This window comes from Cohnella nanjingensis, from assembly GCF_014212125.1.
GTDB lineage: Bacteria > Bacillota > Bacilli > Paenibacillales > Paenibacillaceae > Cohnella > Cohnella nanjingensis.
In genome coordinates, this window is the sequence record NZ_JACJVP010000005.1 from 43617 (window position 1) to 55892 (window position 12276).

Here is a 12276-nt window from a genome sequence, read left to right on the forward strand (position 1 = left end):
ATCGAGTTATGATCATAGAAGAATCCACCAGCATTCCGCTTTAGGGAAATGAGGAGGCAGTCCAAACTTATGGATATTCTAGAAGCCATCAAGGGTCGCCGCAGCATCGGCAAGGTCAAAGACGAGCCGGTCGCGCGGGAACTCATCGAGCAGATCATCGAGGCCGCCGTCTGGGCGCCCAATCATTTTCATACCGAGCCTTGGAAGTTCGTCGTCATGACGGGAGAAGGCCGCCGGACGCTAGGCCGGGCCTATGCGGACATCGCGGCGGAGGGATGGGCCGAAGACATGCCGGCCGATGAACGAGCCGATCGTATCGCCCGCGAAGAAGCGAAGGCGTTCCGATCGCCCGTCGTGATCGCGGCGATCAGCGCCCCGACCGGCGCTCCGCGCACGATCTTGGCCGAGGAGCGGGCCGCCGCGCATGCGGCGGTGCAGAACCTGCTGCTCGCCGCGCACGCGCTCGGGCTCGGCGCCGTCTGGCGTACCGGGGAGCCGGCGTACCATCCGAAGATGCAGGCGGCCTTCCGGCTGGAAGGCCAGGAAGAAGTCGTCGGCCTGATCTACGTCGGTTATCCCGACATGACGCCGCCGCCAGCCAAACGTTCGCCGGGTACCGAGAAGACGGCGTGGCTGGCTTAGCAGCACCGGACGTTCCCTTGCCAGAACCATGGCTGGGAGCGTCTTTTTTTATCATCATCGCGCTTGCATGAAGCGGGCGGAGGCGGCGCAACTTATGGGAACGCGGAAGGTTAGGTTGGAGGGGGAAAATCGCATGACGCGCGTATTGGCCATTGTGATCTCCGGCGTTGCACTCATCGCGCTGCTGTTGATTCTGATCAGCCTGTACTTGTACCGTTTGGGCGTCAGCCGCAACAAGAAGGAGTTCCTGCGCACCGATCCCAACATGCCGCAGGTGGAGGAGAGCGCCTGGGAGGCGGCTCAGCGCTGGTACCGCGAGCAGCCGTTCCAGGATGCGGAGATCGAGTCCGAGGAAGGGCTTCACCTGCGGGGACACTTCCTGGAAGCCGAGGGGGCTACGCATAAGGTTGCCATTCTTGCGCACGGTTACTCCGGCGAAGGAGAGGATATGGCGGCTTTCGCGCACTTTTACCATGAATCGGGATACCATGTGCTCATGCCCGACAACCGGGGGCACGGTCACAGCGACGGCAAGTACATCGGGTTCGGATGGCACGACCGCAAGGACTACCTGCGCTGGATCGACTATGTGGTGAAGCGGATCGGCGAACAAGCGCAGATCGTCCTGCACGGCGTGTCGATGGGCGGCGGGACCGTCCTCATGGTGAGCGGGGAGAAGCTGCCGGAGCAGGTCAAATGCGTCATCTCCGACTGCGCGTACAGTTCGGTTACCGGGATTCTGAGCTATCATTTGAAGATGATGTTCAAGCTGCCCTCATTCCCCTTCATTCCCTTGACGAGTCTGATCTGCAAGCTGAGAGCCGGGTACTTCTTCGGCGAAGCCTCCGCCATCCGTCAAGTGAGCCGGTCCTGCAAGCCCATTCTGCTCATCCACGGCGACCGCGACACCTTCGTCCCCACGAAGATGGTGGATCAGCTCTATGAAGCGGCGCGCAGCGAGAAGCAGAAGCTGATCGTCCGGAACGCCCGGCACGGCACCTCGTTCATCACCGATCCGGACGGCTATCGCAGCGCCGTGATGGGCTTTATTGGACGGTATGTGGTTTAACGATGCGATACAGCTTCCAGTACCCGCCGAATTCTTGCTCGAGCTCCGCCCAGTCGGCGCCATCGGCATAGAGCTGCGGGTACTTCTGGTTGAGGGCGTCCAGCGACAGCACGGCCTGCGGATTCGGCAGCAGCACGTAATCGGCCTTGCTGCCCGCGGGATCCTCCAACGACCGCGCGAAGTCCGGATCGCTGGTCACGATGAAGCGTTTGGGATGGTCGCTGTCCATGACGATCCGGAAGCTGCTGAACGAATCGGTTAGAACGAGTTGGTCGGAATGGCGCTCGTTGATATAGGCCGACACGGATCTGCCCGCTTGCTGCTCGGCATATAGCTTGTTGTGATGGAAGGCTTCGTATTCATCCGAAGCGACCTTCGGATCGTTCATCATGAGACCCATCACGCCCGCGCTGGCGAGGAAGCCCAGGATCAAGACGAACGTACCCGTGCGCCGAAGCTTCATCTGGCCGATCTCATACGGAATCCAAGCAGCCGCGATCGGGAAAGGATACAGGTAATAGCGAATCCAGGCGGCCGATCCCCCCTTCAGGAGCAGTCCGTACTGCATCGCCGGGATCGACAGGATCAGCGCGAGCAGGACGGCCATGTCTACCCGGAACAGTCTGCGTTCGATCGCTCGGAACAAGACGATGATCGCCAGCGGCATGCTGAAGTAAGACAGCCTATGGCCGACGAACTTCGCCGTCTCCCATGGGTTGCCCGCCAACTTGGCGAAGACGGGATTGCTCTTGATCAACTCGGCTTGTCCGAGATTGCTGTAGGACGACGTGAGAAAATAAAGCGGATCGCCCATGATCGTGTAGTTGAAGAAAATCCAGATCAAGCCGGAGAAGACGACGGGCGCGAGCAGCATCGTCCACGTTCCTTCGGTCTCGTGCCAGCGTTCCCGGCGGCTCTCCTCGCTTCGCCGCCAGATCCATAGCCCGGCTGCCAGCGCGACGCCCATTCCGAACGTGACCGTCTCGTAGCGCGTCCAGAAGGCCAGCGCCAGCGCGAACGCCACGATGAGCAGCGGACGCACCTCCGCCTTCGACATCCATAGCAGCATATAGACGACGCATAGCTGAACGAAGCTGATGAAGACGGCTTCGGTCAGTCCGTTGGCGCCATAGTAGAAAATGTACGGATTCAGCGCGTAGAGCAGGGCGAAGAGCAGGCTGACGCTCTTCCGCAGACCGAAGGAGAGGCCGGCCCGCATGAGCAAGGAGGCCGACCAGGCCGAGAAGAAGCTGGTCAGCAGGACGGCGGCCAGACCCGAGGAAGCCAAGGGCTTGTAGATCGGGTAGAGCGCCAGCGGGATCAGCTCCAGCAAGCTCGGCAGCGGGTTCCACACGAACCCGATATTGGCCAGCGCGGGATGGCGGCTGTACAGCACGTAGAACGCGTTAGCCACGCGGCTGGAGGCGTCGCCGGACATGAAGCCGTAGATATGCGCCAAATAATAGCCCGTTCCCAGTTCCAGCACGAAGACGAGGAGGAAGACGAAACGGGGCCAGCGGCTGCTATGCGTCTGTTCGTTCATAGGGGCCACGCTCCCGTCCTTCAAGATCGGCTGCGACAGTTGTTCTAGACAGACGGGCTGCCCGGTATTCCCGCATCATGGTCCTCCAATGTCAGTCCGTGCGTCGTCTTCTCCCAATAGAACGGCTTCGTGATCAGCTGAATGCCCGCCTTCACGGCCGCTATGCTGATCATGATCCAATATACCGGCGTCAAAAGGGTGTATTTGACGAGGGAGAAGGAGAAGGTCTTGTCCCCTTCCAATCGCATCTCTTTGGTAATCCAATAGAATCCCGCCGTGTAACTATAGACAAAGAGAAAATTGCCGATAAAGAGCTCGATGGCGGAGAAATAATAGATCGCGCCCGGGAAAAAGAGCGAGATGATCTCCAACTTCGCGCCGTACCAAAGCACGATCATGAGCCAGAACAAGGGATTGAGCAAAGGAAGTATCGGCGTGGCGAACACCATCACTTGAAAGCCGAAGAAGCCCTTCGGACCGAGGTCGCGCCATAGCTTCAAGGGATCGCGCATGTGGACGAGCCAGGTCTGCATGTACCCCTTGATCCAACGGGATCGCTGCCGGATCCAGTTGCCGTAGCGGCTGTTCGCTTCCTCCCAAGTGCGGGAATCGACGATCGCCGTCTTGTAGCCTTCCTTGTACAGCCGAATGCCGAGATCCGCATCCTCCGTGACGTTGTACGGATCCCAGGCGTTGATCTCTTTGAGCGCCTTCATCTTGAAGTGATTCGAAGTTCCGCCTAGCGGGATCGGAATATCGAGCTGCATGACGCCGGGCAGCAAAAGTTCGAACCACATGCTGTACTCATGGGTGAACCAACGGGTCAGCATATTCTGATTGCTGTTGAAGTAGTTCAGCTTCGCCTGGATGCAGCAGCATTCGGGCGGGCTGCTCCGGAAGGCGAGATGAACCTTCTTGAGCTGGTCGGAATCGGGCCGGTCCTCGGCGTCGTAGATGACCACGTACTCGCCGCGCGCGCGAATCAGTCCGTAGTTGCATGCCTTCGGCTTCGTCTTCGGCAGGCTGTGCGGGATGACGAGCACAGTGTAGTAGAAAGGCAGCTTCATCGATCGGAGCAGCTCCTGCGCTTCGACGTCGTCTTCTTCGATCAGCAGACGGACGTCGAGCTTGGCTTTCGGATAGTCGAGCTGCTCGATATTGCGCAGGAGGTGCGGGATCACGCTGCTCTCCTTGTACATCGGGACCAGGATCGTATAGACCGGCAGCTCCCGCTCGTCTATGGCGGCGATCTGCTCCGGCGCGAACCGGAGTTGGGCAGCGCGCTTCGTACCGAATAGGATGATGGCGAACTTGAAGACGGACATCGAGAAATAGACCGCTTGGACGGCCACGTTAAGCACGATCAACGTCCACAGCCAATTCCAGACGAGACAACCGGCCAGGACGAACAGCGAGACGGAGAAGAAGACTTTCTGCAAGGTCGTAAAAGTGACGTGCGCCGAATTCTCCGGCTTCTCGGCGATGAGCTTGGACGTGCTCTCGTGCATCAACTCTTCTTCGTAAACGGCCTTCCAGAAGAACTCCATCTCGCTGCTTGTCGCAAGGACCTGTTCCACAGGCATTCCCAGGTACTTCTCCACGTCTGTCCGACGCTCTTCGTCCAGGGGTTCGTTAACCGCGATGAGGAACCGATTCACATACTGGTGCACGACGACCGCGCCATACGCTCTGGCCATCGATTCAGGCAGCCGGATTTGCGAATCAAGACTGATCTCCGCGCCGATTCGTCCGATGCTATGCTGCGTCGCGATGGCCCGGTACAATTGTTCGGGCTCTAGCATTTGCAGCGACAGCAAGACGTCTCCTAGCAACCCGCCGCTCTTCTGCTGGAAGGAGAGCGCTTTGTCCAGCTGCTCCTGCGAGATATAGCCGGAGGCGACCAGCATGTCGCCGAGCCGCCCCTTGGACGGCTGCTCGTTCAGGAACGGCAGCAGCTGCTCCGCCGTAGCGAAACCCATGTCGATGAGGATATCGCCAAGCCTGCCGCCATAATCCCGTTGTCTGGCCATCGCCGAGTCCAACTGCGCCTGGGAGAGGATGCGCTCATCGACGAGACGGTCGCCCAGCCGGGCGCGAGTGGCGGCCGCGGGAGGAGGCCCCTGGTCCTCGGGGGATGACCGCTCGTCGTCCTCCGGAGATGACCGCTCCTGGCGGAGATTGCGGATGCGACTGCGCGCTTCTTCAACCTGCCGCTTCAGCTCTTCCGCTTCGTTGTCCAACCGCATAAGACGGTTGGCATGATCCGCCCGCGTTCGCGCCAGCCTCTCGCTAGCGTGATCCAGTCTAGCCCGCTCCTGCGCGATCTTCTCTCGCGTCTTACGCGGATGAAGCCCCCGAATCTTTAAGCGCAAGCGTGTCATGTTGTCCCCTTCCTTCAATCAACATACGTTCTTCCGCAAGCGATGCTCTTAAGTCGGCTTGCAGCGAACCGTTCCGCGCCGTACCCGTGAGATGCAGCGCCAAGTAACGCTCTTCCTCTTCCGCGATCATTCGCTCCACCGCTTCGATATCGGAACGAATCGCCTCTAACGCGGTCTGAACCCTAGCCGGATCGAACCCGACAAGGGCGTATGGTTCCTGCTCCTCTGAGCGTGATCGCTTCATCAAGCATGCAACTCCTCTGCGGGCCGCTTGGCGTCTCGGAAGATAACGACCTCGATCAAGGCCGCGTCCTGATCGGCGACGAATCTTCCGGGGGCAAGGCAAGTGTGGGTCTGACCGATGTCAAGCGGGACGATCCGATCGTCCTGGATCACGCGGCCATGTCCGCGAATCACGGTCCAGACCGTTACTTGGGATGCCGCTAGCGTATCGGCCGCAGCCCCCTTCGGAAGGTCGAGGCGATTGGTTTGCGACCCATGCGTATCGGCCGACCTCGAGTCGATCCATTGACGATGAACCCGGATAGGCGCCTCTCTGGACGCGGCTGTTTCCTTCAGCCCTTCCAAGAGCGGCTTGATGGCAGGCGCGCCGCGTTTGCTGCTGACGAGAATGCCTTCTTGGCCGGCAATCACGATGACGCCGGACGTATCGTTGACGATTACGGGAATCGGCAGTTCGTTAATCACGTGGCTGTCCACGCTGCTCACATCCATAAAGCCTTCGCCGTAGAAAGGCTTGTCCATGCAACGCGCCACGGATCCCCAATTGCCCAGATCCGTCCAAAAGCCGTCAAACGGCAAACAACCGATATGCGATTCCCGCTCCAAGATCTCATAATCGATACTCCGCGCGGGCAGCGCGGCATAAGACGCAAGGAGATCTTCATAACGGGCGGGATATCCTCTCTCCGCCAGTTTGTCTAAAAGATAGCCGACTCGCATGGCGAACACGCCGCAGTTCCACAACGCCCCGTCCGCGATGAGACGCTGGGCGGTTAGCCTGTCCGGCTTCTCGGAGAAGTCCCGCACGGGCAGAAATGAGCCTGTCCCCGCCGCGGGGAGAATATATCCGTATTGGTCGGAAGGATGATCGGGTCTGGCTCCGATTAAGCCGATATTGCGATCGGGCGCCTCGTGCATCGCTCGTGCCAGGAGAGGAAGACGGTCATAGAATGCGGGTTCCGCGCCTCCGTCGACGGGAAGCACGATCACGATCTCGTCTCTCGGCACATGCATTTCGCTATGTAAGTATGCTGCGGAGAGGGCGATCGCAGGGAACGTGTCGCGGCGTTCGGGCTCGGCGATACAAGGGCACGAGATGTTCAATTGCTCGCGAATGACGTCTTTGTACTGGCCGGAGGTAGCGATAACCGTATCATTCTCCAGCGAGAGCCGTGCCAGATGGGACAAAGTTCGCTGTAGCATCGTCCATTTCTGTCCGGACTCGTTGGTCAAGAGCGGCAGAAACTGTTTCGATTGTTGTTCGGTGGAGAGAGGCCAGAGTCTTTTTCCGGAGCCGCCGGAGAGCAGTACGATCTTCATTGAACCTCTCCTTCCCTATGTCGCTGCGTGCAGGCATAAACGGACGAATAGATAGGTAGTTCTAGGGTCATGAATTCATTATGGATAACGTTGCAATAAAGGGTAAAAAAAGATCATATTTAGGCCTGTTGGACCATTATAATTGGTTTGAAGGAAGAAAAAAACATATATTTTGTAAAAGTTTAAAAGACGTCACCTCAGCATGGGCGACGCCTATTTAGGCTTCATGCGGGCCTCGTTCATCGATTAATCGCCGCTCTTCGGCGAGCGTCGCCTTCAAAGCATCATGAAGCGCACCGTTCCTCTCCGCGCGAAGGTGACGCTGCCTCAGGAACGCCTGGTCTTCTTGCGCGAGGGTTCGTTCCGTCGCTTCGATGTCGGAGCGCAGCGCCTCCAGCGCCGATCGCACGGCAACGGGATCGTAACCGATAAGCGCGTATCGGTGTTTGGGCTTGGCGCGTTTACGTCTCATCGCGGGTTCATCTCCTCGCATATTTGGCGCAGATGTCATTCCATTACCCAAATTCACCGGATTCAATAGCAAAAAATCCGCTCCTCCTATAGACGAAGCGGATCGGGAAAGAGATCGAGGGGATCGCTGCAGGCCCTTGAAGAAGTCATGGGCCGGGGGAAGCCATGGCCAACGGACCTGCAGCCCGGATGCGGCAAGGCACGACTCGCCCGACTTACTTCCCGGTCGATTCCTCGCCTGCCTCCGCGTTCTCATAAGCAATCAGCGTAACCTCGTGGCCGTTCGTCTCGCGCAGGCGCTGCTCCAGCTGGCGGATCCGTTCCACGTCGTCCTGGGGAAGACTGGCGAAGCGGTAGGGGTCGGTGTGCATGAATCTATCGCGCTCCTTTCTGCAAACTTGAGATCTTCGTTAGTATGGGCGCGGCGGCGGGGGCTCATTCAACGGCCATTTGACTTCCGCGCTTGACCTTTGATATAGTTCGTCTGTAGAACAATTCACGAATCAAACTATTCTCGGAAGGTGAGTTCATGATCGACTGCAAGCTGCTTAGTCAAATCATCAGCCGCTACAAATCGGCGATGTTCACGGTACAGCGGCGGATGAACGCGCTGATCCGCGACGAGATGCCGCAGGATCTGACGATCGACCAGTTCTCCACGCTCGAGTATATCCGCTCGCGGGGGCAGTGTACCTCCTCGGAGCTGGCGGAAGTATTCTGCGTCGGCAAGAGCTCCATCACGGCGATCATCACCCGCCTGTTCGACAAGCGCCTCATCAAGCGCCTGCCGGACGACAAGGACCGCCGCGTGACTTATTTGCGATTGACCGAGGAGGGCGAACGGATTGCCGGCGAGCTCGACGGCAAGATCGAAGATCTCCTCAGCCGATATATGGGTCACTTCGAAGAGAAGGAAGCCTCGCAGTTCATAGAGACATATGAGAAGCTGGCGCGCGTGCTGGTCCAACAGCCGGAATCCGACGCGCCGGCGGGAGAGGAGAAGCGGCAAGGATGAGAGCGATGGTGAAGTTCAAGTGGCTCGTGCTGGCGGCGTGGCTGGCGGCGGTCGTCGGGCTCGCGCTGACGGCGCCGAACATGGCCGATCTGGTCCGGGAGAAAGGACAGATCTCCGTGCCGGACGGGTATTCGTCCACGAACGCCTCGAAGTGGATCAGCGAGATGAGCGCCCAATCTAAAGAAGGCCAGCGCGGTGATGCTACCGTGCTCGTATTCAGCGGGAAAGAGAAGCTGAACGCCGATCATCTGGCGGAGATCCAGCGCGGCATCGGCGAGCTGAAGGCGCAGCAGGAGAAGCTCGGCATCTCTTCGATCACCACCCACTTCGACACGCCGGACTTGGCGAAGCAGATGGTATCGGAGGACGGCAAGACCGTCCTGGTGCTGCTTAGCGTCGACGCGCACGGCAAGGAGACTTCAGACGCCTTGTACAAGGCGATCGCGGACGTGAAGGTGGATCATTATCTTACGGGCAACTGGCTCATCCAGGAAGACGTCATCCAGAGCTCCGAAGAGGGCTTGAAGAAGACGGAGTACATCACGGTCGCCTTCATTCTGGCTATCCTGTTCCTCGTGTTCCGTTCGGCCATCGCGCCGTTCATTCCGCTCCTCACGGTCGGGATCAGCTACGTGGCGGCGCAGTCCGTCGTGTCCTACCTGGTCAAGTATCTCGACTTCCCGCTGTCGAACTTCACCCAGATCTTCATGGTCGCGGTCATGTTCGGGATCGGGACGGACTACTGCATTCTCTTGATCAGCCGGTTCAAGGAGGAACTCGCGCATAACGGCGGCGACAAGGTGAAGGCGATCCTGGATACGTACCGGACGGCGGGGAAAACGGTGCTGTTCTCCGGCCTCGCCGTGCTGGTCGGGTTCGCGTCGATCGGCTTCTCGACGTTCGGCCTGTACCGGTCGGCCGTCGCGGTCGCCGTGGGCGTCGCGGTGCTGATGCTCGCGCTCGTCACGCTGGTGCCGTTCTTCATGGCGGCGCTGGGTTCGGTCATCTTCTGGCCGGCGCGCGGATCGCTCGAGCACAAGCCGAGCGGATTCTGGGGCGCGGCAGGCAGCTTCTCCCTGCGGAAGCCGCTATGGGCGCTCGTGCTGCTCGCCGTCATTCTCGTTCCGTTCTTGAGCTTCTACAAAGGAACGACCTCGTTCAACTCCCTCGACGAGATCGGGGACAAATACAATTCCGTGCGCGGCTTCAATCTCATCTCGGACAGCTTCGGACCGGGCGAATCGCTGCCGACGACGGTCGTCATGAAGACCGACAAAGCGCTCGATACGTCCGAAGGCCTCGCGATGATCGAGCAGGTGTCCCGGGAGCTCTCGAAGGTGGACGGCGTGAAGGCGATTCGCAGCGCCACGCGGCCGACGGGCGAAGCGCCGGCGGACTTCCAGGTCGCCTCTCAAGTCGATACGCTCGGCAACGGCCTGAACCAGGGGACCGACGGCATCGACCAAGTGGCCAAGGGACTGTCCGACGCGAGCAAGTCGCTGGAGAGCAACGCCTCCAAGATTAGCGGAGCGGCCGCCGGCGCCGATAAGCTGGCGGTCGGCACGCAGGCGCTGAAGCAGGGCGTCGTGCAGCTCGGCGACGGCTTGAAGCGCATCGAGAAAGGTTTGCGCGACGGTTCGGTCGGCGCCAAGCAGCTGAGCGACGGGCTGGCGCAAGCGAAGGCGAGCGCGGACCGGCTGACGGCGGCGAGCAAGCAGCTGCTGGACAGCTACAAGCAGATGGATTCGGGGCTGGGGCAGCTCGCCGCGGCCTACGCCGATCTGGCGAAGCAGCAGCAAGGGCTGACGCAGGGGCTGGCGGATCTGGGCCAAGGCTTGGGCGGGTTGGCGGAGAAGTATCCCGAGCTGAAGCAGGACGCCGACTTCCTGCGTGCGCAAGGCTCCCTCACCCAGCTCCAGACGGGCTCCGCGCAGCTCGGCGAAGGCCTGAAGCAACTGAACGACAAGCTGGCGGGCGTGAACCAAGGGCTGTCTCAGGCGAACGCGGGCTTCGGCCAAGCGGCGGACGGCCAGGCGAAGCTGGCGCAGGGACTCGCGAAGCTGTCGGCGGGCATCGCCGACCTGCAGGCCGGCATCGCGCAGGCGGCGGACGGCCAAGGCCAGGTCATCTCCAAGCTGCCGAGCATGACGAGCGGCTTCGACAAGCTGGCGTCGGGCCAGCAGGAGATCGGGTCGGGCTTCGCCCAGCTGAACGGCCAGCTTGGCCAGCTGACCGACGGACTGAACCAGAGCGTGGACGGCTTGACGAAGGTCGCCGGCGGCTTGAAGTCCGCGCAGGGCTACATCGGCGAGCTGACCGCGACGCCGGACAAACAGCTGAGCGGCTGGTTCATTCCGGAAGAGGCGATCCGGGACGCCGAGTTCCAGAAAGCGCTGGATGTCTACCTGTCGCCGGATCGCAAGATCGTGAAGTTCGACGTCGTGTTCGCGGGCAATCCGTACGCGTCCGAGACGATGGCGAAGATGCCGGATGTCGAGGCGGCGGTGGGCCGCGCGCTCAAGGGCACCGGCTACGAACAGGCGAGCGTCGCGGTGGGCGGCGTGACCAGCATCAACCACGACCTGAAGACGATCTCGTCCGGCGACTACGCGCGGACCGTCGTGCTGATGCTCGTAGGCATCGGGCTCATCCTGATCCTGTTGTTCCGCTCGTTCGTCATTCCGATTTATCTCATCCTGTCGCTGCTCGGCACGTACTACACGTCGCTGGCGATCAACGAGCTGATCTTCGTCCGGATTCTCGGGTACTCGGGCGCTAGCTGGACCGTTCCGTTCTTCGGCTTCGTGCTGCTGCTCGCGCTAGGCGTCGACTACAGCATCTTCCTGATGGACCGGTTCAAGGAATACCGCCATCTCCCGCCGCGGGAGGCGATCTTGAAGGCGATGAAGAACATGGGGACCGTCATCCTGTCGGCGGCGGTCATCCTGGGCGGCACGTTCGCGGCCATGCTGCCTTCGGGCGTCATGTCGCTGCTGCAGATCGCGACGATCGTGCTCAGCGGACTGTTCCTATACGCCGTGGTCGTGCTGCCGCTGTTCATCCCCGTCATGGTGCGCACGTTCGGCGAGGCCAACTGGTGGCCGTTCATGGGCCGGCAGCGCGCGCCGCACGACGGCGAGAGCGAATCGCATCCTTCGGCGCCGACCGCGCGCCCGGCGCACGACAACTAATAGCTGCGTTTTACGCAAAAAGGAGAGCTTCCCAGACGCGAGAGATCGCGAGGGGGAAGCTCTCTCTTCGTTCACAGGTCAACCAACGGGCCGGAACTGGATGAGGGCGTGTCGATTCGGGCGTATCTGATATCGCGCGAAGATCGAACGGGAGACTTCCTGACGATCGCGCTGCAGCTGGCCGGATGGCTGAAGCGGCTGCATCTGGAGGGGAAGGAGGCCCCCGCGATCCGGCCGGATCGATTCGCCATACGAACGGCGGACGGGGCGGTACTCGCGACGGCACCCGCCTCCGATGCCCGCGCCCGCCGACGAAGTGGGACCGGCGGAACAGCCGTTTTTATCTGATGATGGGATGGGGCGTCCAAAAGTTAGGCCAAGCTTGAACGCCCTCCAAGGTG

General features: G+C 60.4%; 11 protein-coding genes. 5 read left to right on the plus strand and 6 right to left on the minus strand.

The genetic code is table 11. The annotated features are described in order from the left end of the window. The first annotated feature begins 69 nt into the window (after positions 1–69). Together H7C19_RS04030 and H7C19_RS04035 are read left to right on the plus strand one after the other, a co-directional pair. The gene (locus H7C19_RS04030; RefSeq protein ID WP_185141298.1) at positions 70–642 is read left to right on the plus strand and encodes a nitroreductase family protein; all 573 of its coding nucleotides are present in this window, start codon (positions 70–72) and stop codon (positions 640–642) included. A 133-nt stretch (positions 643–775) separates the two neighbouring features. Next, positions 776–1711, plus strand: a complete 936-nt coding sequence (locus H7C19_RS04035; RefSeq protein WP_185141299.1) for an alpha/beta hydrolase — start codon at positions 776–778, stop codon at positions 1709–1711. On the opposite strand, the gene H7C19_RS04040 is transcribed toward H7C19_RS04035, so the two are convergent. The 6 genes from H7C19_RS04040 to H7C19_RS04065 form a co-directional block, all read right to left on the minus strand. Further along, the gene (locus tag H7C19_RS04040; RefSeq protein WP_185141300.1) at positions 1689–3254 is read right to left on the minus strand and encodes a glycosyltransferase family protein; all 1566 of its coding nucleotides are present in this window, start codon (positions 3252–3254) and stop codon (positions 1689–1691) included. The genes H7C19_RS04035 and H7C19_RS04040 overlap by 23 nt on opposite strands. 44 nt (positions 3255–3298) lie before the next feature. Beyond that, positions 3299–5635, minus strand: a complete 2337-nt coding sequence (locus H7C19_RS04045) for a cyclic di-GMP-binding domain-containing protein, MshE-related (protein ID WP_185141301.1) — start codon at positions 5633–5635, stop codon at positions 3299–3301. Continuing rightward, on the minus strand, positions 5592–5879 hold the full coding sequence (locus H7C19_RS04050; RefSeq protein WP_185141302.1) for a hypothetical protein: 288 nt from the start codon (positions 5877–5879) through the stop codon (positions 5592–5594). Before H7C19_RS04050 ends, H7C19_RS04045 begins: the two co-directional genes overlap by 44 nt. Further along, positions 5879–7198, minus strand: a complete 1320-nt coding sequence (locus H7C19_RS04055) for a sugar phosphate nucleotidyltransferase (protein WP_185141303.1) — start codon at positions 7196–7198, stop codon at positions 5879–5881. Before H7C19_RS04055 ends, H7C19_RS04050 begins: the two co-directional genes overlap by 1 nt. 217 nt (positions 7199–7415) lie before the next feature. Next, the gene (locus tag H7C19_RS04060; protein WP_185141304.1) at positions 7416–7670 is read right to left on the minus strand and encodes a hypothetical protein; all 255 of its coding nucleotides are present in this window, start codon (positions 7668–7670) and stop codon (positions 7416–7418) included. Positions 7671–7884: 214 nt separating this feature from the next. Next, positions 7885–8040 (minus strand): hypothetical protein, encoded by a 156-nt coding sequence (locus H7C19_RS04065; protein WP_185141305.1) that lies wholly within the window; start codon positions 8038–8040, stop codon positions 7885–7887. A gap of 158 nt (positions 8041–8198) precedes the next feature. Between H7C19_RS04065 and H7C19_RS04070 the strand changes: the two genes are divergently transcribed. The 3 genes from H7C19_RS04070 (at position 8199) to H7C19_RS04080 (ending at position 12223) form a co-directional block, all read left to right on the plus strand. Then, entirely contained in the window at positions 8199–8684 is a 486-nt protein-coding gene (locus H7C19_RS04070; protein WP_221469023.1) for a MarR family winged helix-turn-helix transcriptional regulator, read from the plus strand. Then, on the plus strand, positions 8681–11875 hold the full coding sequence (locus tag H7C19_RS04075) for an MMPL family transporter (RefSeq protein WP_185141306.1): 3195 nt from the start codon (positions 8681–8683) through the stop codon (positions 11873–11875). The genes H7C19_RS04070 and H7C19_RS04075 overlap by 4 nt, the downstream gene beginning before the upstream one ends. Before the next feature lie 108 nt (positions 11876–11983). Continuing rightward, positions 11984–12223, plus strand: a complete 240-nt coding sequence (locus tag H7C19_RS04080; RefSeq protein WP_185141307.1) for a hypothetical protein — start codon at positions 11984–11986, stop codon at positions 12221–12223. Positions 12224–12276 lie beyond the last annotated feature (53 nt).